The sequence below is a fragment of the Psychromicrobium ferritrahens genome (genome assembly GCF_043789415.1).
In the GTDB taxonomy this organism is placed as follows: Bacteria; Actinomycetota; Actinomycetes; order Actinomycetales; family Micrococcaceae; genus Renibacterium.
The window spans coordinates 1-25,102 of sequence record NZ_JBDLLW010000004.1; the positions used below are offsets into that span (position 1 = coordinate 1).

The 25,102-nt window shown below is 61.3% G+C and carries 24 protein-coding genes; 16 read left to right on the forward strand and 8 right to left on the reverse strand.

Annotated features, from left to right (window positions below; genetic code table 11):
* Positions 1-224: 224 nt before the first annotated feature.
* The 4 genes from ABDK06_RS13645 to ABDK06_RS13660 all read left to right on the forward strand — a co-directional run bounded on the left by ABDK06_RS13645 (position 225) and on the right by ABDK06_RS13660 (position 6,156).
* Entirely contained in the window at positions 225-2,066 is a 1,842-nt protein-coding gene (locus tag ABDK06_RS13645; protein ID WP_394941966.1) for a CocE/NonD family hydrolase, read from the forward strand.
* 81 nt (positions 2,067-2,147) lie between these two features.
* Positions 2,148-4,331 (forward strand): NAD-dependent DNA ligase LigA, encoded by a 2,184-nt coding sequence (gene ligA / locus ABDK06_RS13650; RefSeq protein WP_394941968.1) that lies wholly within the window; start codon positions 2,148-2,150, stop codon positions 4,329-4,331.
* Positions 4,324-5,160, forward strand: coding sequence for an inositol monophosphatase family protein (locus tag ABDK06_RS13655; protein WP_394941970.1), 837 nt, complete (start codon positions 4,324-4,326; stop codon positions 5,158-5,160). Before ligA ends, ABDK06_RS13655 begins: the two co-directional genes overlap by 8 nt.
* Before the next feature lie 336 nt (positions 5,161-5,496).
* Positions 5,497-6,156 (forward strand): alpha/beta hydrolase, encoded by a 660-nt coding sequence (locus ABDK06_RS13660; RefSeq protein WP_394941972.1) that lies wholly within the window; start codon positions 5,497-5,499, stop codon positions 6,154-6,156.
* Between the two features lie 32 nt (positions 6,157-6,188).
* On the opposite strand, the gene ABDK06_RS13665 is transcribed toward ABDK06_RS13660, so the two are convergent.
* Positions 6,189-6,410, reverse strand: a complete 222-nt coding sequence (locus tag ABDK06_RS13665) for an RNA-binding S4 domain-containing protein (protein ID WP_394941974.1) — start codon at positions 6,408-6,410, stop codon at positions 6,189-6,191.
* A 77-nt stretch (positions 6,411-6,487) separates the two neighbouring features.
* Between ABDK06_RS13665 and ABDK06_RS13670 the strand changes: the two genes are divergently transcribed.
* The 5 genes from ABDK06_RS13670 to ABDK06_RS13690 all read left to right on the forward strand — a co-directional run bounded on the left by ABDK06_RS13670 (position 6,488) and on the right by ABDK06_RS13690 (position 13,267).
* Complete coding sequence (locus ABDK06_RS13670; protein ID WP_394941976.1) at positions 6,488-7,471, forward strand: DMT family transporter; 984 nt, start codon at positions 6,488-6,490, stop codon at positions 7,469-7,471.
* Between the two features lie 23 nt (positions 7,472-7,494).
* Positions 7,495-9,360 carry an asparagine synthase (glutamine-hydrolyzing) gene (gene asnB, locus ABDK06_RS13675; protein ID WP_394941978.1) on the forward strand — a complete coding sequence of 622 codons (1,866 nt, stop codon included), beginning with the start codon at positions 7,495-7,497 and terminating at the stop codon, positions 9,358-9,360.
* A gap of 178 nt (positions 9,361-9,538) precedes the next feature.
* On the forward strand, positions 9,539-10,729 hold the full coding sequence (locus ABDK06_RS13680; RefSeq protein ID WP_394941980.1) for a lactonase family protein: 1,191 nt from the start codon (positions 9,539-9,541) through the stop codon (positions 10,727-10,729).
* Positions 10,730-10,871: 142 nt separating this feature from the next.
* Positions 10,872-12,260 carry a glycine--tRNA ligase gene (locus ABDK06_RS13685; protein ID WP_394941982.1) on the forward strand — a complete coding sequence of 463 codons (1,389 nt, stop codon included), beginning with the start codon at positions 10,872-10,874 and terminating at the stop codon, positions 12,258-12,260.
* Positions 12,260-13,267 (forward strand): GNAT family N-acetyltransferase, encoded by a 1,008-nt coding sequence (locus ABDK06_RS13690; RefSeq protein ID WP_394941984.1) that lies wholly within the window; start codon positions 12,260-12,262, stop codon positions 13,265-13,267. The genes ABDK06_RS13685 and ABDK06_RS13690 overlap by 1 nt, the downstream gene beginning before the upstream one ends.
* A gap of 90 nt (positions 13,268-13,357) precedes the next feature.
* Here the strand turns inward: ABDK06_RS13690 and ABDK06_RS13695 are convergent, their stop codons facing one another.
* The 3 genes from ABDK06_RS13695 to ABDK06_RS13705 are packed head-to-tail and all read right to left on the reverse strand — an operon-like array spanning position 13,358 to position 15,421.
* Positions 13,358-14,011: a hypothetical protein gene (locus tag ABDK06_RS13695; RefSeq protein WP_394941986.1), complete on the reverse strand. Its 654-nt coding sequence runs from the start codon at positions 14,009-14,011 to the stop codon at positions 13,358-13,360.
* Between the two features lie 41 nt (positions 14,012-14,052).
* The gene (locus ABDK06_RS13700; protein WP_394941988.1) at positions 14,053-14,721 is read right to left on the reverse strand and encodes a hypothetical protein; all 669 of its coding nucleotides are present in this window, start codon (positions 14,719-14,721) and stop codon (positions 14,053-14,055) included.
* A gap of 49 nt (positions 14,722-14,770) precedes the next feature.
* Positions 14,771-15,421, reverse strand: a complete 651-nt coding sequence (locus tag ABDK06_RS13705; protein ID WP_394941990.1) for an NADPH-dependent F420 reductase — start codon at positions 15,419-15,421, stop codon at positions 14,771-14,773.
* Positions 15,422-15,590: 169 nt separating this feature from the next.
* Here ABDK06_RS13705 and ABDK06_RS13710 point away from each other — a divergent pair, with 169 nt between their 5' ends.
* A complete protein-coding gene (locus ABDK06_RS13710; RefSeq protein ID WP_394941992.1) occupies positions 15,591-16,169 on the forward strand; it encodes a M15 family metallopeptidase in 579 nt (192 codons plus the stop codon).
* 102 nt (positions 16,170-16,271) lie between these two features.
* Here the strand turns inward: ABDK06_RS13710 and ABDK06_RS13715 are convergent, their stop codons facing one another.
* Genes ABDK06_RS13715 through ABDK06_RS13725 form a run of 3 tightly spaced genes read right to left on the reverse strand, consistent with a single transcriptional unit; the run spans position 16,272 to position 18,660 of the window.
* Complete coding sequence (locus ABDK06_RS13715) at positions 16,272-17,084, reverse strand: lysophospholipid acyltransferase family protein (RefSeq protein WP_394941994.1); 813 nt, start codon at positions 17,082-17,084, stop codon at positions 16,272-16,274.
* Positions 17,084-17,902 carry a DUF1295 domain-containing protein gene (locus ABDK06_RS13720; protein ID WP_394941996.1) on the reverse strand — a complete coding sequence of 273 codons (819 nt, stop codon included), beginning with the start codon at positions 17,900-17,902 and terminating at the stop codon, positions 17,084-17,086. Before ABDK06_RS13720 ends, ABDK06_RS13715 begins: the two co-directional genes overlap by 1 nt.
* A 2-nt stretch (positions 17,903-17,904) precedes the next feature.
* Positions 17,905-18,660 (reverse strand): alpha/beta hydrolase, encoded by a 756-nt coding sequence (locus tag ABDK06_RS13725; RefSeq protein WP_394941998.1) that lies wholly within the window; start codon positions 18,658-18,660, stop codon positions 17,905-17,907.
* Positions 18,661-18,806: 146 nt separating this feature from the next.
* Between ABDK06_RS13725 and ABDK06_RS13730 the strand changes: the two genes are divergently transcribed.
* Positions 18,807-20,132 (forward strand): YibE/F family protein, encoded by a 1,326-nt coding sequence (locus ABDK06_RS13730; RefSeq protein ID WP_394942000.1) that lies wholly within the window; start codon positions 18,807-18,809, stop codon positions 20,130-20,132.
* On the opposite strand, the gene ABDK06_RS13735 is transcribed toward ABDK06_RS13730, so the two are convergent.
* Positions 20,103-20,699 carry a GNAT family N-acetyltransferase gene (locus ABDK06_RS13735; RefSeq protein WP_394942002.1) on the reverse strand — a complete coding sequence of 199 codons (597 nt, stop codon included), beginning with the start codon at positions 20,697-20,699 and terminating at the stop codon, positions 20,103-20,105. The two genes, ABDK06_RS13730 and ABDK06_RS13735, sit on opposite strands and share 30 nt — an antisense overlap.
* Before the next feature lie 189 nt (positions 20,700-20,888).
* Between ABDK06_RS13735 and ABDK06_RS13740 the strand changes: the two genes are divergently transcribed.
* Genes ABDK06_RS13740 through ABDK06_RS13760 form a run of 5 tightly spaced genes read left to right on the forward strand, consistent with a single transcriptional unit; the run spans position 20,889 to position 25,074 of the window.
* A complete protein-coding gene (locus ABDK06_RS13740; protein ID WP_394942004.1) occupies positions 20,889-21,389 on the forward strand; it encodes a hypothetical protein in 501 nt (166 codons plus the stop codon).
* A gap of 11 nt (positions 21,390-21,400) precedes the next feature.
* Positions 21,401-22,354, forward strand: a complete 954-nt coding sequence (locus ABDK06_RS13745; protein ID WP_394942006.1) for an ABC transporter ATP-binding protein — start codon at positions 21,401-21,403, stop codon at positions 22,352-22,354.
* Between the two features lie 26 nt (positions 22,355-22,380).
* Positions 22,381-23,190, forward strand: a complete 810-nt coding sequence (locus ABDK06_RS13750) for an ABC transporter permease (protein ID WP_394942008.1) — start codon at positions 22,381-22,383, stop codon at positions 23,188-23,190.
* Positions 23,191-23,204: 14 nt separating this feature from the next.
* Entirely contained in the window at positions 23,205-24,419 is a 1,215-nt protein-coding gene (locus ABDK06_RS13755; RefSeq protein WP_394942010.1) for a sensor histidine kinase, read from the forward strand.
* 46 nt (positions 24,420-24,465) lie between these two features.
* The gene (locus tag ABDK06_RS13760) at positions 24,466-25,074 is read left to right on the forward strand and encodes a response regulator transcription factor (protein WP_394942012.1); all 609 of its coding nucleotides are present in this window, start codon (positions 24,466-24,468) and stop codon (positions 25,072-25,074) included.
* Positions 25,075-25,102: the final 28 nt, after the last annotated feature.

The following is a 25,102-nucleotide window of genomic DNA, read 5'->3' on the forward strand; positions in this document are numbered from 1 at the left end:
GAACCAACACTGCTTTAACGGTTGCTTGCACTCGTTCACCCCTGGCCACCACCCCTGGCCCTCACCCCGCAACAGAACCCCGCAACACCTGGCCCTTAACATAGAAACCTGGAGATACTCCGAATAAATCATCCGAATTCCGAGGTTTCCGCATTTCATTGACAAGCGGATTTGCCGAGCAGAATAATCACAACTAATTCTTGGTTCATTCTGCGGAGGAATTCATGCTGTCGCCTCGTACCCCCTTGCTAGGACTGCTTCCGGTAGCGCTTGCCAGTATGCTGCTCGTCCCGATCGGCTCAGCGGCAGCGACCGTCCCAGAGCAGCCAACTCAGCTTGCTCAGCAGAACCAGACGACTCAACCGGTGGGCTCGGAGAGCAACCCCTATGTGCCGGAAGGTGCGCTGTGGACCCAGCAGTACTTCCCCTCCACTCAGGGCGTGGAACTCCACGCGGACATTCTGCGGCCCAAGAATTTACCCAAGAACGCCAAGACACCGGTAATCCTCTCCATCGGCCCCTACTTCAGCCACTTCGGTTCCACTGGAGATGAGGGCAAGACACAGGCCGGACCCTCCACTAGATTCAACGATCTGGTGGTCGGCGGGAAGCTGATGGAACGCGGCTACACCTTTGTGATGGTTGATCTGCGAGGCTTCGGTGGAAGCACCGGCTGTCTCGATTGGATGGGCCCGGGCGAGCAGGCCGATGTGAAGGCGGCGCTGCGCTGGGCCGGAACACAGCCATGGTCCACCGGTGCGGTGGGGATGTACGGCAAGTCCTATGACGCGGCGACCGGTTTGATCGGCTTGGGTTCCAAGGCTCCGAATCTGAAAGCTGTGGTCTCTCAGGAACCCGTCTACGACGCCTACCGCTACCTCTACACCAACGGATTGGAACGCCCCAATCACCTGCGCACCCCGCAGGCTTACGACTACATTGCTCAGCTGCCGCCGGTGGGCGGGGCAAAGGGCGATGATGCGCACTATGCGAAGAATGCCGCCTACGAGGATTCGCATCCGGAGTGCGTGGCCAATAACGACACTTTGACTCAGAACCCAGACCATCAGGCGAGTTTCTGGAAATCCCGCAATTTCTTGACGGCGGCTAAAGGTTCCAAGGTGCCGCTCTTCCTGACCCAAGGATTCATCGAATCGAACACCGAGCCGGACGGCGTCCAGCAATTGTTACAAGGCATGAAAGGACCGGTGCACGCCTGGCTGGGCCAGTGGGACCACGTCCGCGGCAATGAGACCAATAGCGCCGGTGCCCTGCAAATGGGCCGGGCTGGCTGGTTTGACGAGGTCATGAGGTTTTACGACAAAGCGCTCAAGGGAATCAGGCCTGCCATCCAGGACCCGGCCTTTGCGATTGAAGGCAGCGACGGCGTCTGGCGGAGGCAGGACAGCTGGCCTCAAGCCAGCCAGCAACAGGTAGTGAGCCTGACGACCGGCAGCTACTCCTCGGCGCTCAGCACCGAGTTGGGCGGAGCCGCCGAATCAGCGCCCTCGCCGCTCAGCGAGAAGTCCAGAAACAACGACCAGAACAATGGTCAGGATATGGAGAGTCTGAGTGCTAGGAAACCCGCTCTCCGGCAGCCCGAGCCGAAGAGCTTCGCGGCCGCGGCGTCGAACGATCTCTGGACGGCGTCCCAGGCGGTGAGCCAAGCGACCAGGATCACCGGCACCCCGTCATTGACAGTGCAGAGCAAAGCCTCGGCCGGTGCCACGGTCGCCGTCGGACTCTTCGATGTGGCCCCCGATGGAACGGCCGTGCTGATTAACCAGATGGTCTCGGCGCTTTCCAATCGCGGGCTGACCTGCTTCAACCTGCTCTCGCTGGACTGGACCCTGGCCAAGGGGCATCGGCTTGCCGTGCAACTCACCTCGGCCGAAGGTTCTCAGCAGGTGACGGTGAAATCTGCCAAGTTATCCCTGAGCCTGCAAACGACCAGGTGGGACAGGCCGACTCAAGGGGATCGCTCGCCCTACCTCGATCAGTACCTTCAGTGGTACGCCGCTTCCGTGCCGACGATCACTCCGAGCTTCCGGCTCAGCGTGCGCTGAACGGCTGGCTTTCTGGCGCCTCGTCCGGTTTTACTGCTCATAGCACCGGAAAATGTCGGCTAGATGCGGCAAGATGGAGGGGTGAGCAAAGTAGACACTCCCTCGGACGAACTGCGCGCTGAATACGATTCATTGGTCGAGCAGGTGCGGCGTTACCGCTTCGCTTATTACAACGAAGACGCACCGCTAGTCTCCGATGCCGAGTTCGATCTGCTGTTCCGCCGCCTGGAGGAGATCGAGGCGCTGCACCCCGAGCTGGTGAGCAATGACTCGCCCACCCAGGAAGTGGGGGGCGAGGTCTCAGCTGTCTTCTCCCCGGTACGGCACCTGAGCCAGATGTATAGCCTGGAAGATGTCTTCTCCGTTGAGGAATTGCAGGCCTGGGTAGCCAAGGCCCAGGCGAGTGCGGAGAAGCTCGCGGCTTCCAGACTCGCCGAGGCCCCGCTGCGCTGGCTCACTGAGTTGAAGATCGACGGACTCGCGGTCAATCTGCTTTATCGCAAGGGGACCCTGGTCAAGGCAGCCACCCGGGGTGATGGCATCACGGGGGAGGACATCACCCATAACGTGCTCACCATCAAAGAGATCCCTCGGCAACTCACAGGCGAGAACTTGCCCGAAGAAGTGGAGATCCGCGGCGAAGTGTTCATTGCCACCAAGGACTTCATCGCGCTGAACGAGCAGATGGTCGAAGCCGGTAAGGCTCCTTTCGCCAATCCGCGTAACTCGGCCGCTGGATCATTGCGCCAGAAAGACCCGGCGGAGACCGCCAAACGACCGCTCAGCATGCTGGTGCACGGTATCGGCACCCGACAAGGCCTTGAGGTGCTCAGCCAATCGGAAAGCTATCGGCTGCTCAAGGAATGGGGACTGCCGACCAGCCCGTATTTCAAAGTGCTGGACGGCTATCAGGAGATCCTGGACTTCATCGCCCATTACGGCGAGCACCGACACGATCTGCTGCATGAAATCGATGGCATCGTGGTCAAGATCGATGATTTCGATACGCAGCGCGCCCTCGGCTACACCTCCCGGGTGCCGCGCTGGGCGGTGGCCTATAAGTACCCGCCCGAGGAAGTGAACACCAAGCTGCTCGACATCCAGGTCAATGTGGGACGCACCGGGCGGGTCACCCCCTACGGCGTCATGGTGCCGGTCAAAGTGGCGGGTTCCACCGTCGAAATGGCCACCCTGCACAACCAGGACGTCGTCAAAGCCAAGGGCGTGCTGATCGGGGACACCGTAGTGCTGCGCAAAGCGGGAGACGTGATCCCCGAGATCGTCGGCCCCGTCGTCGCCCTCCGAGATGGCACCGAACGCGAGTTTGTGATGCCTACCCACTGCCCTTCCTGCGGCACCGAGCTGGCTCCGGCCAAGGAGGGCGACGTCGATATCCGCTGCCCCAATTCCCGGTCCTGCCCCTCGCAGTTGCGCGAACGCGTCTTTCACCTGGCAGGCCGCGGAGCTTTCGATATCGAGGCACTCGGCTGGGAAGCGGCGATTGCGCTGACTCAGCCAGCAGAACCTGAGATTCCTCCGCTGCGCAATGAGGCACAGATCTTCAACCTGCACCCGGAGGACCTGGCCGAAGTTCGCATCGAGCGGCAGAAGCGGGTCAAGGGAGAGACCACCGCCGAGCTGGAGTTGGTGCCCTACTTCTACAGCAAGGGCACGGCCAAGAAGCCTTCGGAACCCACTGCCAACACCCTCAAACTCTTCATCGAACTGGAGAAAGCCAAGAGTCAGCCGCTCTGGCGAGTGCTCGTTGCGCTCTCGATTCGCCATGTCGGGCCCACCGCCTCGCGCGCGCTGGCCACGGCTTTTGGTTCGATGGAGGCGATCAGAGCGGCCAGCGAACAGCAGCTCGCCGAGGTCGACGGCGTCGGCCCCACGATCGCCCAGGCTCTCGTTGAATGGTTCGCCGAGGATTGGCATCGCGAGATTGTCGAGGCCTGGGCGCTGGCTGGAGTGCGGATGGCAGATGAACGCGACGAATCCATTCCCCGCACCCTTGAAGGCCTCACCATTGTGGTCACCGGCTCATTGCAGAACTACAACCGGGACCAGGCCAAGGAAGCCGTGATCAGCCGAGGCGGCAAAGCAGCGGGCTCAGTGTCCAAGAACACTGATTATTTGGTGGCCGGAGAGAACGCTGGCTCCAAACGGGACAAAGCAGAACAACTCGGAGTGCGGATCCTGGATGAAGAAGGGTTCGAAGAATTGCTCAAGAACGGTCCGGACGAGGAACTGGATAGCAATGACTGAGGCTTCCGCAGCAGAATTATTAGTGATCGCGAAGGCCGCTGCGGCGGCCGGGGCAGCAGTGCTCGCGGAACGCGATCCGGAACGATTCACCGCGAGCGTGAAGAGCGGTGCGACCGATTTGGTGACCGAGGTCGATCTGGCTGCGGAGCGTGCCGTGCGTCAGGTGATCCATCAGGCCAGGCCCCAGGACACCATCACCGGAGAAGAATTGGCACCCTCCATTTCGGAGAACAGTTCCGGTTACCGCTGGTCGGTGGATCCATTGGACGGCACGATGAACTTCATCCGCAATATCGCCTATTACTGCACCTCGGTTGCGGTAGCGGGCCCGGATGGTCAGTGGCTTGCCGGTGTGGTGGCCGCCCCCGCACTGGGCCGCACGTATTACGCCCGGGCCGGTGGCGGAGCCTGGTTGGAGGAGCGTCTGGGCACCGGGCGCTGGCAGACCCGTCAGCTCACTGGCCCCCGGCAAGAGCGGACGGGGCGCTTGCTTTCCACCGGACTGACCTATGAACCGGAGATTCAAGCCAGGCTGATCTCAGAACTCGAGGCCCGCCTGCAGGGCTTCGGCGACTTCCGGCGCCTGGGCTCAGCAGCCTTGGAACTCTGTGCGGTGGCCGAAGGAGGGGTGGATGCCTACCTCGAATACGGTCTGTACGAGCACGATTTCGCCGCCGGTGCGCTGATCGCCGAAGAAGCCGGAGCCTGGGTGCGGCGTCCCGAGTTGAGTTCTGCCCTGCAAGGCCTGCCGCCCCGTGAGGAGGCGCTGGCTTCTTGGACGGCGGCAGCCGTTCCAGAACTGGCGTACGGCTACACCCCTCAGAAATGAGAACCGATCACGAATGATCACGCTATGACAGAAAAATCCTCTAGCTGGCAGTCCGTTGACACGCTCCCATGATCACCAATCGACGGTAATCACCGCGCCGCGCAGGCCTCTATCGCCTTTTCATCTATCCCATTGAAAGTTACCCATGAGGCAGAAGCGCTGTTTTTGCGAACACTTCTGCCTCATTATCCACACTCGATGGGACAGCCGGTCTGGCTGGGGAGCACAGATGGACGTTGAGGGAGGGGAGGACGAGGGCCGAGGATGAGGTTCTAGTTGTCAGGGGTTGTTTGACGCGCCGTGATGGAGCTAACCGGTTCGTGACAGGATGGCCTGATGACAAGCCTTCCTATTCTTTGGTCCAAAAACCCCGCCGAACGGGCGGGCACCCCGCTTTTAGTCCTCTTGCACGGCTATGGTGCCAATGAAGCAGACCTCTTCGGGCTCGCGGAACAGCTTCCGGAGAGCTTCACCATCGCCTCGATCCGGGCCACCCTGCCCGCGGGCCCGGGATTCGCCTGGTTCCCTTTGGGCCCGGGGCCTGATGGAAGCCTGGCCTTCGACGGCTCCGAAGTGCAGCAAGCGGCCCTCGAACTACTGAACCTGATCGACCAGCTCAAGGACGGGCACAGCACCGTCAGTTTGCTCGGATTTTCCCAGGGAATGGCGATGGCCAGCACTCTGGCGCGGCACCGCCCGGCGGACTTTGCCGCCGTCGTAGGTCTTTCCGGATTCGTGCTGGACGCAGCGCCCGACGACTTCTTTCGGGACGCCGAGCTGAAGGCCCGGAAACTGCCCTTCTTCTGGGGCCGGGACCAGGCCGACCCGGTGGTGCCGCAGCCGCTGATCGAGGCGAGCAATCAATGGCTCAACCAGCACACCGCGCTGACCAAGGTGCTCTACAACGGCATCTGGCACGGCATCTCAGCGGCGGAGATCAAGCACGTCGCAGAGTTTCTGACCGCTACCGTGCTCTCGAGCGAAGCCGCTCACTGAACTCGGTTCACTGAAATGGCGCGCGGTCGAGCTTAGCTTCGGCTCACCTTGACGGACTGGCCGTTGACGCTCACCACACTGCCCGGGCGCACTTGGCGGCCGCGCCGGGTATCGATTTCGCCGTCCACCTTCACCAGCCCGTTTTCAATGAATTCCTTGGCCTGCAAGCCGTCCTCGGCAAGATTGGCCAGCTTCAATAACTGACCAAGACGTATGGTTTCGTCGCGGATCGTGATTTCATCGGGATGGGTCATAACTCCATGATGCCCTATGCAGTGTGAGGATGATGGAGACCATGGGGCCGCAGAGGGCGCCGGAAAAGAGGATTTGGATGGCGGGACAGCAGACGACCGGGCATAGATTGCCGATCCTGATCGGCATACCACTAGCGGTGCTGGCTGGGCTGGGGATCGCCGCTCAGGGCCGGATCAACGGAGCCCTGGGGGCGCGGCTCAACGATGGCCTGGCCGCTGCCGTGGTGAGTTTCGGCAGCGGACTGCTGGTGATCCTGGCCGTCTGCTTGCTACTGCCCTCCGGTAGACGAGGCCTGCGCGCCGTGCTGCCTGCGCTGCGAGCCCGTGATTTTCCTCGGTGGTACATCACCGCTGGCGCCATCGGCGCTTTTTTCGTGCTGACCCAGGGGCTCACCGTGGCGGTCATCGGCATCGCACTCTTCACTGTTGCCGTGGTGACCGGGCAGAGCCTGAGCGGGTTACTGGTCGACCGGATCGGCATATCACCGGCGGGCAGACGGGCGATCACGCCGATCCGGGTGATCTCCGCGATCTTGACGATTGCCGCGGTGATCTGGGCAGTTTCACCCAGATTCGCCGTAGCGAGCGAAATCTCGCACTGGCTGCTGCCCGTGCTGCTACCTTTAGCAGCTGGCTTCCTGATGAGTTTCCAGCAGGCCATGAACGCCACCCAAACCGTGCACTACGGCACTCCGCTCGCGGCTACGCTGATCAACTTCGTGGCGGGTTTCCTGGTGCTGCTGGTTGCCTGGGCGATCAAGGTTTCCCTCGCCGGATTTGGCCAGCCTTTACCCAGTGAAGGCTGGTACTATCTCGGTGGTGCGATTGGCTGCGTGTTTATTGGACTAAGTGCTTGGCTGGTTCGGGGACTCGGAGTGCTGCTCACTGGTTTGGGTACTATTGCAGGGCAATTGATGGGTTCTTTGGCATTGGATCTCATTTTCCCGGCACCCGGAACCGTGATCACCCTGGCAACGTGGCTGGGAACGCTGCTCACCCTGATCGCAATGGTATTCGCCACTCTGCCGTGGCCCCGTAGGGGTCGCGGCGCAGCAAATTAAGAGCTAGAAAAAGGAGATAGACGATGAGTGGAGTTGCGGGCTGGGTTTCTTTTGACCGGGATCTTCGGCAAGAGCCAGCGCCTCAGGCCGTCAAGGCAATGGTTGAGACCCTCAGGCACCGGGGTCGGGACGACGAGGGACTGTGGGCTGATCAGCACGCACTGCTGGGCCAGTGCAGGAATGCCGTGCTCGACCCGATCAAAGCCAAGCAGCCGGTGCTCAACGAAGAAGAGGGTGCGGTCCGTCAGGTCTTGGTTTACGACGGCGAGACCTACAACTTCCGTCAGATCCGCCAGCAACTCGCTGATCTGGGCCATCGCTTCCGTACCGGAGGCGACTCCGAGGTCGTGTTACGGGCTCACGCGCAATGGGGTGGCAGCCAACCCAAGGACGCCGTCGAACGCCTGGTGGGTGTCTTCAGCTACGCGCTCTGGGACACCGCGAAGGAAGAGCTCGTGCTGGTCCGGGACCGAATCGGCTATAAGCCGCTCTATTATTTGCCCACCGCGGACGGGGTGCTTTTCGGTTCTGAACCCAAGGCGATCCTGGCTCATTCGCTCGCCAGCCGGGTGGTTGACTTGGACGGCTTGCGCCGGATCTTCGGCTTCGTCGCCAATCCTGGCAATGCCGCTTTCAAGGGACTGCGAGAAGTACCACCGGCACACATCGTGCGGGTCAGCCGTCACGGAGTGACCGAGGAGCGGTACTGGGCTCTTGACGACCACGAGCACACCGACGATGTGCAAGCCACCGTCTCGACGGTGCGGGAGCTGCTGGAAAACGCTATCGAAGACCAGCTGCACGCCGATGTGCCGCTCGGCAATATGCTCACCGGCGGACTGGACTCTTCGGCGGTCACCGTGCTTTCAGCCGAGTTGCTCGCTAAGACCCGTGACACCGCGCGCACGGTGGCGGTGGATATCGACGGTTATCTGGGTGAGGTGGCCCCCGGCCAGCCCAGGCCGGCCCCCGATGCGCCCTATATTCTCGATGTGGTGGATCAGCTCGCCGCTAAATATCCGGGATCCGCGCATGTCGATTATGTGCTCGACGACAAGCTGTTCATCGACCCAGAGGTCCGTAGCGCGGCCTTGAGCGCGCGTGATATTCCCGCATTGGGCCAGGGCGATCTGGACTCCCTGATCTACTTGCTTTTCCAGGCGCTCGGTCAGCATTCCAAGGTCTTGCTCTCCGGCGAAACCGGCGACGAGATCTTCGCCGGTGTGAGCTCTTTCTACGATCCGCAGATTCAGCAGGCCAAGGCCTTTCCTTGGCTGGCGCGCTCGATCGCGCCCGGGGTCGGCGGGTTGAGCCAGGGCTTCCTCAATCTGCTCGACCTCGGCGGCTACTTGGATGACCAGTATGCGCAGGCGATCTCTGAGGTTCCGCAGCGGGCGGGAGACAGTCCGCTGGAGGCCAGGATGCGGGAATTGAACTACCTCTACCTGAGCCGCTACCTGCCGCAGACCTTCGCGCAGACTGATCGGATGAGCAGCACCTTCGGCGTCGAGGTGCGCTTGCCGTTCTGCGATCATCGCCTCGTGCAGTATCTCTTCGGCACCCCTTGGGAAATGAAGACTTTCGATGGCCTGGGTAAATCCTTGCTCCGCCAGGCGACCATCGATTTGCTGCCCACCTCGGTGGCGGAACGAGTCAAGAATTCACATCCAGTTCCGCAGGACCAGAACTACAATAAAGTGCTCTTCCAGATGCTGGGCGACTTGATCAATCAGGGAGAAAGCCCGTTGCTGCAAGTCGCTGATTTAGCCGTGCTCAAAGAGATTGTCCGCACCGGAGGTACTGGCAATCCACTGGAACGCTTCCAGGCTGAGTGGGTTCTCCAGCTGGATTCCTGGTTGCAGCGCTACCAGGTGGATGTACAGATTTAGTTCTCTTGACTGAGGAGCTCCTGGCTTTTGCTGGGGGCTCCTCAGCTTTTTCAAAATCACTAGGCTTTTCTGGTATTTGTCTTTCCCTTGAATGCAGCCGGATGAGCAGACCGTCGATAAAAAGATATATGCCGTAAATTGTTCGCAGGACCGTCGAATATCCCGGTAGATTGAATTCATGATTTTGAATCGCGAACTCAATCGGCGCGTTCTCTTTAAAGTCGGCGGCGCCACCGCTTTGACGGCAACCGCTACTGTAACGAGCGGTATCGCTGCTGCGTCACCGGCAAGCAGCGCGGAAGCCACCGCCAAACGCTATCCGCGGGGCCAGGAGTTATTCATCGGTTCCTATACGTCGGGCAGCAACCACGGCCTCGGGGTGAGCGCCGTCGAGATCGGCGAAGCAGGAAAGCTCGGCACCTCACGAATCGTCGCGTCGCTGGCGGATCCTTCGTTCGTGGTCACCTCCGGCAGCCGTGGCTATGCCGTGTTGGAGAGCGCCCAGGGCCGAGTCGCTGCCTTTGACCTCTGCCCGCAAACACCGAGCGCCAAAATACAGCAGTCTCAGGTTTTCGGGGCTGACCCGGCTCATTTGGCCTATTTGCCGCAGGGCCGGCTCGTGGTGGCGAATTACACCTCGGGTTCGGTGGTCTTGCTTGCCACCGGCGATGCTCTCAGCGGTCCAACCGTCCTGGATACCTTGCAATTGCAGGGCTCCGGGCCGGTGGCAGGGCGCCAGGACGGACCGCACGCGCACCAAGTGGTGCCCACCGGGTATGGCACCGTGCTGGTGAGCGACCTCGGGTCAGATACGGTGACTGAGATTGAGGTGACTGAGAGTTCCCTGAAGGCTCACTCGGTCCTCAGGGTTCCCGCGGGAACCGGCCCTCGGCACCTGGTGCTGAGACGATCCGAGACCGCCGATGAGATCTTAGTCGTCGGTGAACTCGATACCAGGGTGCATCTTTTCCGACGGCCACGACGGGAGGCGCCCGGCGGCTGGGAATACGCGGGCGCCGTCGTGCTCGCCAGCACAACCGGCGAAGGCTATTCGGCCCATCTCGTGGTGAACGGGAATCTGGCCTATGTGAGCATCCGCGGGCAGAATCAAATGAGCGTGCTGCAGCTGGCCGAGCCGCAGGAAAACGCTGGTGGCGCCTTGCCTCAACTCATCCAGGAGGTGCCCTCTGGTGGTGACTGGCCACGGCATTTTGCCCTGAACCAGTTCAACGGAACTGAAGCAGTGCTCTATGTCGCCCATCAACGCAGCGATAATATTGCGGTTTTCCGGGTCGATGAAACCGGGCTGATCGGGGAGCAGATTCAGGATTTTGCCGCTGGCACGCCGGTCTGCCTGGTGGTGCACTGAGCGAGCCGGGCTGGGGCCACGATTGCAGCATGGCACGGGGGTCGTGACCCGGTAGGCTTATCGTGGGCATCCGAGATGCTCACCTTGTTCACGTTTTCGCGTTCTGCATCCAGCCGTTCGCCTATCCCAGGAGTTGACCATCATGGCCGCCAATAAATCCGCACTCGATCCGATCATCTCGTTGGCCAAGCGCCGCGGCTTCGTCTTCCAAGCCGGAGAGATCTACGGCGGTTCGCGATCAGCCTGGGACTACGGCCCACTCGGGGTGGAGCTCAAGGAGAACATCAAGCAGCAATGGTGGCAGACCTTCGTCCGGGGGCGTGAGGACATGGTCGGCCTGGACTCCTCAGTGATCCTTCCGACTCCCACCTGGGTGGCTTCCGGGCACGTGGAAACCTTCACCGATCCGCTCGTTGAATCTCTGCACACCCATAAGCGTTATCGTGCTGATCATCTGATCGAGGCCTATACCGCTAAGCACGGCCATCCGCCGGAGAATGGCCTGGCCGACATCAAGGATCCCGATACCGGTCAGCCAGGCAGCTGGACCGAACCGCAGCTGTTCTCCGGCTTGATGAAGACCTACCTCGGCCCGGTGGACAACGAAGAAGGCCTGCACTACCTGCGCCCGGAAACCGCACAAGGCATCTTCACTAACTTCAATAACGTGGTGACCACCTCGCGGAAGAAGCCGCCGTTCGGTATCGGACAGATGGGCAAGGCCTTCCGCAACGAGATCACCCCCGGCAATTTCATCTTTCGCACCCGCGAGTTCGAGCAGATGGAAATCGAGTTCTTTACCGCGCCCGAGGAAGCGGATGAGTGGTTCAAGCACTGGGTGGAGGCCTGCTGGAACTGGTTTGTGGATCTGGGCATCAACCCCGAGAACATGCGCCGTTTCGATGTGCCCGAAGAGGATCGCGCGCATTACTCGGCGGGCACCATCGACGTCGAATACAAGTTCGGCTTCCAGGGCTCGCAATGGGGCGAGCTGATGGGCATCGCGAACCGCACCGATTTCGATCTGAGCAACCATTCGAAGGCCTCGGGAACCGAGCTGAGCTACTTCAACCAGGCCACCAATGAGCGTTACATTCCTTACGTGATCGAGCCTTCCTTCGGCCTGACGCGTTCCATGATGGCTTTCCTGATTGACGCCTACACCGAGGACGAAGCTCCGAATACCAAGGGCGGAGTGGATACCCGCACAGTGCTCAAACTGGACCCGCGGCTCGCCCCGGTGAAGGCGGCCGTGCTGCCGCTCTCCCGCAATGAGGATCTCTCGCCCAAAGCGAAAGCCTTGGCCGCTGAGCTGCGGAAGAGCTGGAACATCGAGTTTGACGACGCCGGAGCCATCGGTCGCCGCTACCGTCGTCAGGATGAAATTGGCACTCCGTTCTGCATCACGGTCGACTTCGACACCCTGGAGGACCAGGCAGTGACCATTCGGGAGCGCGACTCGATGAGCCAGCAGCGCGTCGCGCTCGATAAGGTGCGCGGCTACCTCGCCGAACGGCTGCTGGGGGCCTGATGGCTCTGGAATACCGGCCCTGGCGAGAGGGCGACGACCAAGAGCTCCTGCAAATCTGGGGCGACCCCGAAGGATCGCAGAACGCTTGGTACCGGCAGACTCTGGAACCGAGCAATGACGGCGGCGTGCAGCTGGACGGCTCACGGCGAAACTGGAAGCGCTGCATCGTGGCCACGGATCAGGGCATCCCGGTCGCAGCGGGTGTGGTGATGGAACAGAGCCTGCACTCGGCTCGCCTCACTGCTTATGTTGAAGTGGCCAAGGATCACCGCCGTCAAGGCGTTGGAGCGACTTTGCTGACCATGCTGCGGCACGAGGCCGAGCAAGCACCTAGCGGCGTCCGTGAGCTGACCACCAAGGTCGATCAGGGAACCTCCGGGGCTGCCTTCGCCGAGGCGCTCGGCTGGTCGGTGATTCAGGCCTCACGGTTGATCCAGGTGGAGCCGGCCAGCCTGTCGCTACCGCGGTTCCCGAAGCGCGAAGATCAAGCCGATGAGGATGCCGGTGCCGATCTGGTGCAGGACCTGGCCACCGGCTCGGTGGAACTGACCGACGTCGTCGGACGCTGGTACGAATCGGTCCACCGGGATTGGAGCCCCACCGGTCCGCTCAGCCCAGGCATGGTTCAGAGCTACTTCTTAGCAGATGCCACCGGCGCCCAAGGAGCCATTGTGCTGCGCGCCGAGCCGGAGAGCGCTTTCGGTGGCTCGGTGGCGCCCAGTAGGAAAGGCCGGATCCGGGCTTTCGCGGTGAGCTACGGGCCGCATCCTGCGGCAGCTCCCTCGAACGATCCGCCAGCGGACGTCTTGCTCGGCTGGGAAGCCGGCCTGTCAGCCGAGGACGCCGCAGCAGCGGTGCGGGATCTGGTCGCCTTGGTGGCTTATCAGCACCCGGTGGTGCTCGAAGTCGACAGCTCGATGGCAGCGCTGACCGGTCTGGTGGATCCGCTGATTGCTGCGGGCAAAGCCCGACAGCTCGGGGCCAGTACGCTCATCGTCGCGGGCTGAGGCCTTTCCCCGGAGCGGATACTTCGCGATATCCTAGCGACGTCGCGATAGCCCACGGGATGTGCAGTGCGCTATCGCGAGGCTGGTGGGCTATCGCGAATTCGATGCTCCAGAATCCGAGATGCTCGAATCGGTGGTGTTCGCGGTAGGCGCTATTGCATTGTGCTGGTAAGTGCCAGTGATCAAGGGGCTTGGTGCCAATTTGGCTGAAATGGAGTCAAAGAGCTTCGTCACTCGGCGTTTGCTTCGACCATTGTTATAGCCGGCGTTCCTCCTGGTCCAAATCCCCAGGGTCAAAGTAGTGGACTGTCCATTGGAAACCAGATAGGCCGCCATCCAGTGGCCGACTCGGTCATAGTTTTTGCCGAGTGAAACCCAGAACCAGCCCGGCTGTTGTTGATGGATTCTCAGTCTCGGATCTTCTGAGAGAGTGTCGAAAACAGCCTGACGGACATCGTCGACTGGCCGGTCAATGTTGACCACCCCGACGCTTTCCGCGCCGCGCTCCCACAGCCGGTAGCGCGACTTTTCATTGACATAGGGTTTACCGCTGATCCAGTAAATACCGAACCAACTCGCCGAGAAAATAATGGTGAACAACCCGATAAAAAGCCCTGGCTGGTAAGGCTCGCCAGGATGCGGACCAGAAGTGAGAGCCACGATCCCATTAACCACTAAACCGATCCAGGCTGCCAGCATGAGCCCTAATAGCCAAGGCCGGATCGCCCGGAGAAATCTTTCCACGGCCACAATTCTAGTCGGGTGCGGGACCACCCACCGAGGAGTTACTGCTGCCCAGCTGAGGCGGTGAATGTTTGACCCGCGGTGGGTGAATCGGCATTCGAGGTGACCTCGCTCGGCATCATGGTGCCCGGGTTATAGCTGACCGGAACCAGCGGGGTCGGTGCCAGCTTGGCCGTAATGGCATCGAAAATACGCCTTACCTGGCGCCTATTCCTGCCCAGGTCGTAGCCTCGATCTTTCGTGGTCCAGATTCCCAGGGTCAGAGTAGTGATTCCCTCGGCTGTCACGAGATAGGCGGCCATCCAACACCCAGCCTTTTCTTGCCTCTTACCGAGCGATACCCAGATCACTTCGGGGTGCTGTTCGTCAACCCTGAGCTTGGGGTCTGTGCTGATAGCTTCCAGCACGGCCTGATGGACTTGATCAGCGGGTAGCGCGATGGCGACCCGTCCGGCGCTCTCTGCGCTGCGTTCCCAGAGCCGGTAAGGTGACTTCTCATCGATATACGGCTTCCGGCTGCCGTGATTGATCCACAGGAATATCAGCGAATTAGCGAATATCAGAATTCCGTAAGGGTAGAAACCATGCGGCCTCTCCAGATTGAAGATCAGCACAGTGAGATAGAAAACACCCAGAACTACAAATCCGAGGGTCCAGGCCCAATACAGGCCTATTAGCCACGGCCGGATAACCCGGAAAAACCTGTCCATGGCCGCAATTCTAGACGAATACGGCCATGGACAGGGTGAAAGAACGGAATTAGGCCATTTCGGAATAGCGTTTGGCCGCGGCTAATGCTTCTTTCAGTTCGGCCACATTGAACGACTTCGCATAGGAAGGGGTATCGCGCTGAGAGCGCCAGCCTTCGCTGAGCGGGCCGAGATCCACCGGCTCAAAGCCGAAGAGGTCGATCAATTCGGCCACCTGAGCCTTGGCCGCCTGATCATCGCCGGCATAGGGCAGCGCCCGCCGGTTCTCGCTGCCGGAAGGGGTGCCATCGGTCGCTAGATCCGGCGCGGAGATATTGTTGAAGGCCTTCACTACGGACGAGGTCGGCAGGTGCTGCTGCAGCAACTCGCTCACCGTGGTCTCCTCCGAATCGAGTTCAGCGATCTGACCGTCGCGCTCTGGGTAATAGTTATTGGTATCGATCACTACTTTGCCCGCCAAGGGCTCAACGGGAACTTGCTGGTAATTCTTCAGCGGCACGGTTACCACGACGAGGTCGCCCGCAGCCGCCGCTTCTGCCGGAGTGGCCGCCTTGGCTCGGGGGCCGAGCTCGGTGATCAGATCCTGCAAAGTCTCTGGTCCGCGAGAGTTGCTGAGCACCACCTGATAGCCGTTGGCCACTGCCAGCCGGGCCAGTGCGCTGCCGATATTTCCACTGCCAATTAATCCAAGAGTTGTCATGTTTGCTTCAACCAGAGTCGGAAAAATATATTCCCCATCAAAGAAATCTTCAAGAGTTTCAGGGCAAATTCAAGAACTCAGAAAAATGCTTGACACCGAGCTTCCGGCTCCGGAACATTGACCCGGGGAATGAGGTGAAGATCATGCCTACTATCGAAGGAAACATCAGATGAATCCAGATACGACCTTGCCAGAAACCGCTCAAAAGGGCCTGAGCAGACGAAATGTTCTCCGCGGAGCCTCCGCCATCTTGGTGACGGGTGGTGCAGCCCTGGCCAGTGCTGCACCGGCTCTGGCCGCCACCTCTCAAAACGGTTGGCCGGCGAGCGAATCCTTGCCTTTGGCCACTCTGAAAGTCGGTAGTGTCACTTTCCCATCCGGAGTGCTCAAAGGAGATGTAGCCACTGTCCTGGGCTATGTCGCCCGACGCTTCAACAAAGAGGTTGAGGCTTTGCACGAGGGCTGGTGCTGGGGATACAACTTCCGCAAGATCAGTGGCAGCACCGAGTACTCCAACCACTCCAGCGGCACCGCGATCGATTGCAACGCACCTGACCATCCGCTGGGTAAAGAAGGCACTTACAGCAAGGCCCAGGTCACGGCCATCCACAAGATCATCAGTGACTGTAATGGTGTGGTGCGCTGGGGTGGCGACTACAACGGACGCAAGGACGAAATGCACTTCGAGATCAACGTCGGGCCGGGCAATGCAAAGCTCAAGGCTCTGGCGAAGAAAATCAAAGGCTGAGTTTCACCCATCAGATCCGGAAGTTAAACCTGAAGCGGGGTGCCGGTCCAGTGACCGGCACCCCGCTTCGGCGTCTGAATCAGCGACGAGCCAGCACTGGGTTTAACCCTGGCGACGCCGATGAATCCGATCAAGCTCATCCGCGGCCACTTGTTCTTCCACGGTCATCGCCCCGCCGCCGAGGGCAGCGGGCATCCACCAGGCGCCCGGCTCAGCTTTCAGCGGGAAGACCTTCCTGGCCTCATCGATTCCAGCCTGCAGTGCCTTGCGTAGCTCGGCCGTGGCGACCACCGCATCGACGTCAGCGGGGTAGCGGAGTTGTTCGCCGATCTGCACCCTGATCGGCGCTTTCCAGCTGCGTCGCGGGCTGAAGGAGTGCCCACGGGTCATCAGGCGATGAGCGCCCCACACCGAAACCGGGATCACCGGAACCCCAGCCTCCGCGGCCATCCGGACGGCTCCGGTCTTGCACTCGCGCACGGTGAAGGAACGGCTCACTCCGGCTTCCGGCAGGATCGCGATGTATTCTCCCTCTCGGAGTTTCTCAACGGCTTGCTGGTACGCCTCGCCACCGGCGGACCGATCAACCACGATATGCCCGGCCGCCGAGATGGCCGGTCCAGCGAGCCAATGATTCGCCGCGCCTCGATGAATCAGGTACCGCATCTGCACCTTAGCGTGCTTCCACATCACCATCGAGGTGACGGCGAAGTCCAGGTAACCGAAGTGCGTGATCGCGATCACCGCTCCTTTGCCCGGCACCGGCTGGCGAGCTTTCTTCACAATCGGGTCAGGTGCAGGCAAGTGCTCAGCACCACGGGTCCGCACATCGAGCTGCAGCAGCCAACGCAGCACCAACCCGGTGCCAACGATCATCCGGTAGAAGGTGTTATTCGGTGCTGGGCGCCAGGCCATCAGGAGTCCTTACGTGGTGGGAGCGGGAAGAAACCGCTGGTCTGAGCTATGTACTCACGGTAGCCGGGCCGCCCGTCCATCCGGGCTTCGGTGAGCGGCTTGCCGGTGCGAGCGGCGAGTGCCCAGATCATCAAGGTGGGGGAGAGCACGGTCAACAGGCCGGGCCAGGAATCCGCGCTGATCAGAAATAAGCCCAGCCATACCGCGGCGTCGCCGAAGTAGTTGGGGTGCCTGGTGTAGCGCCAGAGACCGGATTTCAGCACTGTTCCACGGCGACTGGGATCCGCTTTGAAACGGGCCAATTGCCAATCCCCGATGGTCTCAAAGCTGAGTCCGATCAGCCAGATCAGGCCACCTAGCCAGGCGAAAAAGCCCAAGGGCCCGGTGGCGAACATCCCCACCTGAACGGTGAGCGAGACGAAGAACAGCACTATGCCCTGGGGCAAATACACCCTGCGCAGGGCGTAGACGTTCTGATTGCCAGGCGCCTTGCTCAGCATCGCCGCGTAGCGCGGATCTTCCTTGCCATCGCGAGCCCGCCAGCCGATGAACCCCGCGAGCCGGAGCCCCCAGAGGACCACCGCGGCTAAGAGCAGCAACCGGCGTCCGCCGTCCGCGGTGGTTGCTGTCGAACTCAGGAAGCTGATCACCGCCACTACGACAAACCCCAGTCCCCAGGCGGTATCGATCACGCTGTGCCGTTTCTGCAGCACCGCCACCAGATATGTCAGGGCGAGTAAGCCGAGCACCCCGAGTGCTGAATACAGCAGATTCCAGGCGAAGACGCTGAACGGGAAGTCCAAGGAAAAATCGAGCATGACTACAACTCCTGAGGCAATCGTGGTGGCAGCCGATAAAGCCGGTCTGCGGCCTGGGTGACCTCGGCTCTGAGGACCAGCTGGAAGCGTTCGGCAAAGTCCTTGAGGATGAATGAGGCACTCAATCTGTGCCAGAGGGGAATCCTGCTGAACATGAAATGCCCGGCCCCACGCAGCTTCACATAGAAGATCTCACGGGTCAGCGTCGAGGCTCTTTCGGCGTACCGTTGGGACGACGGCGCGCTGGTCCAGCGGTCCTTGTCGCCGTGCATGATCAGCAGCTTGCGGCCGCGTACCGATTCGATAGTGGATTCAGCATCGGTCCAAGGAGCTAGTGAGACGACGGTATCGACGCATTCGTCGTCGGCTACTGCGAGCGCCACCGAGCCTCCCATGGAATGGCCGATCAAATAGACCGGGAGTCCGGGATGCTCCTGGTGAATTTTCTGCAAGGCCCAGCGGGCATCTTGCAGAGGCGAGCGTTCTTCGCCGTTCCAGCCGCGTACCCGATTGCGCAGCGACCAGACGGCGAGCCCATGAGCTGCGCCCCAACGATGCAGCAGACGGGCAAAAGGGATCATCCTGGAGGGGCTGAGGTGCCGGGCACGCACCGGCTCATAGGAATTCGCCCGCCCGCCGTGCAAAACCAGCACGACGGCTCGGACTGTTCCCTGGGCGGGTCTGATGGTCAGCACCGGGGCATGCGCCAGGGAGTTCTGCGGTTCTTCATCCGCTTCATTGATCTTGCGATTGAACACACTACCTCTTCCGAATAACAACGCCATCCGCGAGGGCGATTCATCTCCCATAACCATATCTGGCATAACACCCCGGCGATGCCGTCAATCTGAGAGCCGTTCTCAGGTAGGCTTCGGCTGAGACGGGGTCACAGGAGGTTATGGTCATGACACATGGACACTCGCATCTGAACATCACTGGTTCGGAGCCCGCGTTGAGCCGGATGGGTCGCAAGGCGAAACGTCGTGCTGGCCTGGTGCTGGGTGCGATCTTGGTGCCTATCGGCGTGGCTGCGATCGTGCTGATGATCGTGCTCTGGCCCAGCGGTAAAGCGGCCGATGTGCAATTGAGTAGTCCCTATGCGGCGGCGCCCGGGGCGAGCATCGACACCGGGAAGGTGCAGCGCACCGCGCAGGAGAGTTGCCCTGGGAATGCCACCAGCCCGAGCAGCTGTCTGATCGCCTACACCCAACCCGATGCTGGCGGGAACCCGGTGCCGGTCTTGATCAGTCCGGAGATCGCCAAATCTCCGGGCGTCAATGCCGGGGACACCCTCCGTTACGTCAATCTCTCCAAGCTGGGGCCGAACCAGAATGGTCCGGCCTACGTCTTCATGGACTTCGTGCGCGGTGTGCCGATGGTGCTGCTCGCCTTGATCTACGCCGTGGTGGTGATTGCGGTGGCTCGCTGGAGGGGTCTGCGCGCGCTGCTTGGTCTGATAGCGGCCTACCTGGTGCTGGCCTTCTTCATCCTGCCCGGCTTGGTGGAGGGCAAACCCGCCCTGCTCTTAGCGGTAGTCGGTTCGACGGTGATCATGTTCGGTGTGCTCTATTTCTCCCACGGGCTCTCGGCACGCACTTCAACAGCGTTGATCGGTACGCTTTTCGGTCTCGCTATGACGGCGGGAATTGCGGCTTGGGCCACCGGCTTCACGCATCTCACCGGTTCGAGCGACCACAATGCCTATCAACTGCAAACCGTGGCCGGGCAGCTCTCGCTTTCCGGAATGATCACCTGTGGTCTGATCATCGCCGGTCTGGGGGTGCTCAACGACGTGACGATCACCCAGTCCTCGGCGGTCTGGGAACTGTACGAACTGGCGCCGGAATCCTCCGCCCGGAAACTCTTCTCTTCAGCGATGCGCATTGGCCGGGACCATATCGCCTCCACCGTGTACACCATCGCCTTTGCCTATGCGGGCAGCGCGCTTCCCGTGCTGATCATGGTCTCCTTGTACCATTTGCCGATCTTCGAGGCTCTGACGAGTGCGGAACTGGCTGAGGAAATCGTTCGGACGCTGGTGGGTTCCATCGGCCTGGTGCTGGCCATCCCGGTCACGACGGCGGTGGCAGTGCTGGTGGTTAAGGCGAGTGGTTCAAGAGGTCAAGTGGCCCCGGCCGCCATTGAGCCGATCATCACGAGTCTGGCGTCCACCGATCAGGCCCTGGTAACTCGGAGGAGTCTAACCAAGGGCGATCAGCCCGGTGAGTAATTCCTCGCTCAACTCTCGATCAGCATAGATTCGGCGGGGCAGTTCGGTGGTCTCGGTAGGCAATGTCGCACCAGCTGTTCGCCCCGGCTGATCCGCTGCGGCACTTTTCATCCAGCACAATCTCAGACCGATTTTCTCCAGCACCGCGATCGAAGCGGGATTGTTCTCCAGAACCCTCGCGGTGACGGCGTGTTGCGGCGCGGCGTCTGCTGCTAGTTCCAGGGCCGCACGTGAAAGCTCAGTGGCCAGGCCTGCACCCCAGCTTGCCGGAGTGAGCCGGTAGCCCAGGTTCCAGGCGTCACCGACTGTCCTGACGATTCCGCCGTTGCCGATGAAGCTGCCCGCAGCCAGGTCATTGATCGGCTTGCGCAGCCTGACCGCCCATAAACCGGCGTGGTACTTCTCCCAGTTCTCCGCAGAGCGCGCCAGCAGCTGCTCAGTTTGGGCGAGTTCAGTGTGCCGCCCCGACGGCAAATGCTGCCAAGTTCCCGGGTCTGTGTACACCTGATGGGCTTCTTCCAGGTCTGCCGGTCCTAGCGGTGACAAGCTCAGTCGTTCAGTCAGCATCTTCCCAGTATGTCCCAGGGCTCTGACGTGTCCCAGCGTTCTGACAGTGCAGGGTTCTGACAGTCCAGCGGCATCGCGATATGACAGATGTCATCCGGAGTCGATGACAGCCGTTTGCGATCATTCGGCGGCCAACGGCAGATGATGTTAGGGAAGGCACCAGAGGGGTGCCGCAGAAAGAGGCTATCAATGTCCCCGCAGATCGTTCTGAACTTCTTGCTAGCGGCAGCAGTGCTCTGCTGGATCCTCTACCGGCAGCTTCAGCCCAAGCCGATCCGTGAACGCCGTCCTTACAGCCTGATGCTCATCCTTGGCGTGCTGGGCTTGGTCCAGATCGTCCAGCTGGCGGGCAAGGCGGATATCTCCGCTGCTGGGTATACCGCCTTGCTGATCGGTCTGCTGACCGGTGCCGCTTTTGGCTGGTTACGCGGGCGCCTGGTGCATCTCTGGCGAGCCGAGGACGGCACGCTGATGCGCCAGGGGAACTGGGTGACCGTGCTGCTGTGGATTGTCGGCATCGCGATTCATCTGGGTATCGACTGGCTGGGTGTCCGGATGTCGCCACCGAGTCAAGCCGCTGCAGCCGAGACTCTGGGGACCACCGGCATCCTGCTCTATCTCGCGGTCGCTCTCGCGGCCCAGCGCTTCTCCACCCTCTCCCGAATCCCCGCGGCCAGCAGGCCTCGCTGAAAGGACCGACCATGAGCCAACTAGCAGGAACAGCACGAAACAACACAGAAAGCGACCAGCGGATCCACTATGCTGTGGATGCCGAGGGGCTGCAGAAGTCCTATGGCAAGGTCAAAGCCGTCGACGGCATCGACCTGCGCATCCGACCGGGGGAGATCGTCGCCTTCCTGGGCCCCAACGGCGCAGGTAAGACCACGACCATCGACATGCTCCTCGGGCTGTCGAAACCCGATCACGGCAGCATCATCGTCTACGGCAAGAACCCACGTCAAGCGATCGCGCACGGCCAGGTCTCTGCGGTGATGCAGACCGGCGGGCTGCTCAAGGACCTGACGGTGCGGGAGACCGTGGCGCTCACCGCCTCGCTGTTCGCCGAAGCCCGTCCGGTTGACGAGTGCCTGGAGCGGGCGGGTATTAAGGAAATCGCTGATCGGATGGTCTTCAAGTGCTCGGGCGGTCAGCAGCAGCGACTGCGCTTCGCGATGGCCCTGGTCTCCGATCCGGGACTGCTCATCCTCGACGAACCGACCACCGGGATGGACGTCGAAGGCCGTCGAGAGTTCTGGAACGCGATCCACACCGACGCCCGGCGCGGTCGCACCGTGATCTTCGCAACGCACTATCTCGATGAGGCGGACGCCTATGCCGATCGGATCATCCTGGTGCGCAGGGGCAAGATCGTTGCCGATGGCACCAGCGCTGAGATCAAAGCCCTCGCCTCGGGCCGCACGGTGCGGGCCACGGCGTCGAACCTGCATCAGACGGCGCTCGCGGCGATGCCCGGCGTCGACCACGTCGAACTGCGCGCCGGCGCGGTCACCGTGCAGACCAAGGATTCCGACGCCGTCGCCCGGTATCTGCTCAACCACACCGACGCGAAAGACCTGGAGATCACTTCCCACAATTTGGAAGACGCCTTCCTGGCCTTGACCTCCGACGAGCCGGTTTCGGCCGTCAGCAAATAACTTCAGCCCAGATTTAAGGAGCAGTCATGAGCGCAGTCAGCAGTATTCCCGAAAGCATTTCTACGGAGCGTCGCGTCCCCCCGCTGGGCGGCTTCAACCTCACCCTGCTCGGCATTGAGATGAAAAGGCGTTTGCGCAATCGCCGCAACGTCGTGTTCGCGATGATCTTGCCAGTGGCGATGTTCCTGATCATCGGCCTGCAGGTCAAGGACACCCCCTTGGACCCCAGCCATCCGATCAGCGCGGGTGGTCAGTCCGTGGCTTCCTACATCATGCTCTCGATGGCGGTCTACGGTTGCATGATCACCGCCACTTCCGCCGGTGGCGCGGTGGCTATCGAACGGTCGATGGGCTGGAGCAGGCAGTTACGGCTCACCCCGCTCAGCCCGGTGGCGAATATTGCGGTGAAGATCGTCGGAGCCCTGGTACTGGGGGCGATCGCCATCGTCGCTGTCTACATTGCGGGCTACGCCATCGGCGTCCGGATGGCACCGCATATCTGGGTGATCGGGGCGCTCGCGGCCCTGCTGGGCTCCCTGGTGTTCACCGCCTTGGGACTACTGGTGGGCTACCTTGTGCCGAGCGAGAACGTCATGCAGTTCATGGGCCCGGCGATCGCTTTCCTGGCGCTTTTCGGCGGACTGTTCTTCCCGCTCGACGGCTGGATGAAGCAGGTCGGAGTCTGGACGCCGACCTACGGCATCGGGGAGATCGCCCGCGCTCCGCTGACCGGAGCCGACTTCAACTGGCTCTCACTGGCGAACGTCGCGCTTTGGCTGGCGATCTTCACGGTGGGAGCGGCACTGGCCTTTCGGCGCGATACCAAACGGGTCTGACGTAAGGTAGCCCTGTGTCCGATCAGCCAGCAGCCGCCCAGCACAAGGTCAACGACCTCGACAGCGAGTTCAGCCATCTGAAGAACCGGGTCAGCTGGATGGCGCAGGACGTCCGGCAGGCGCTCAGTCCACGCGAATTGCTGACCTCTGCCGGTCCGCGGCGCTGGTACACCGGGGCCGGGATCGCAGTGTTGGTCTGGGGGTTGAACAGCGCGCCTTCGCTGTTCAACCAGCACAGGGCGGGCGGCGAGACCTTCGGCTATCTGCTGATCAGCGCGCTGATGCTCATCGGCTTCATGGTCATTCCGCCGCTCAGCTGGGGGCGGAGCGAAACCTTCAAGGTAGCAGCCCTGGCAGTTCTGCTGGTGCTCGGCGGAGTCTCCTTGATCTTCTCCGGGCCCTCGGGCGGCTGGTTCGCCACTTTCATCACCGTCTGCGCCGCGATGCAGCAGTATCGAGGGCGCAATACGATCTGGATCCTGATTTCCATCGTCGTGCTGATCGTGATCTCGCAACTCGTGATGGGGACCTCCTTCGAAGACGCGCTGTCGATGGCCGCGGTGGCCGGATCTATTGGGGCGATGATGATGGCTTTCTCCCGGCAGATTCAAGCCCTGCGAATACTGCGGACCACTCAGCAGGAGTTAGCCGATGTCGCGGTCAAAGAGGAGCGGAACCGGGTGGCCCGGGATATGCACGATATTCTTGGCCACTCGCTGACGGTGATCGCGGTGAAAGCCGAACTCGCTGGGAAGTTGCTCGAAGCTGCCCCGGAGCGCGCCGCCGCCGAGATCCATGATGTCGAAGAGCTGGCTAGAGGCGCACTCGTCGACGTGCGGGCCACTGTCGGGGGCTACCGTAGCGTCAATATTCTCTCCGAACTGGCAAACGCCCGAGCTGCTCTGACGGCGGTGGGGATCGAGGCTGAATTGCCGGGCGCTGCCGACGAAGTGCCAGCGAAATACCGTGAACTCTTCGGCTGGGCATTGCGTGAAGGGGTGACGAATATCGTCCGGCACTCCTCCGCGAATCGTGCGATCGTCACGATGAGCGACAGTTTCATTCAGATTGACGACGACGGCGTGGGCCTTTCGCAGCCCAGCGCCACGCAGACCGCGAACGGCCTCAGCGGATTACGGGAACGGGTCGAGGCACAGCAAGCCTCTTTGTCAATGGGGCGCTCGGGACTAGGGGAGCACGGCGGGTTTCGGCTCAGGATTGACCTGTGAGCGCTGAGTTAAGCCTCGCTCAGCGCCGATTCGATAGATTGATCCCATGATCCGGTTGCTGATTGCTGATGACCAGGCCCTGGTGCGCGGCGCGCTCGCAGCATTACTCGGTCTGGAGAGCGATATCGAAGTGGTCGCCGAGGTGGGTCGCGGCGATGAGGTGCTCCAAGCAGCCTTAGAAAGCGAGGCCGAGGTGGCGCTGCTCGACGTCGAAATGCCCGGACTGGACGGTATCGCCGCTGCTGCGGAGCTGAAAAGGGAACTCCCGGCCTGCAAGGTGCTGATGGTCACCACCTTTGGCAGGCCAGGATATCTGCGTCGCGCGATGCAGGCTGGAGCCAGCGGCTTCGTGGTGAAGGACACTCCTGCCCAACAACTCGCCGACGCTGTGCGCCGGGTGCATTCCGGTCTTCGGGTGGTTGATCCCACGCTCGCCGCGGAAACTCTGACCAGCGGTGAGAGCCCGCTCACCGAACGCGAAACCGAGGTGCTGCGGGCGGCCAGTGAGGGTGGAACCGTAGCGGATATCGCCCGGGTGACTTTCCTTTCCGAAGGGACGGTGCGCAATTACCTTTCCAGCGCCATGGGGAAGACCAATGCCCGCACCCGAGCCGAAGCGGTACATCACGCCCAGGAAAACGGCTGGCTCCTCTAAGAGATTGGTGCACTCCCACAGTGTCTGA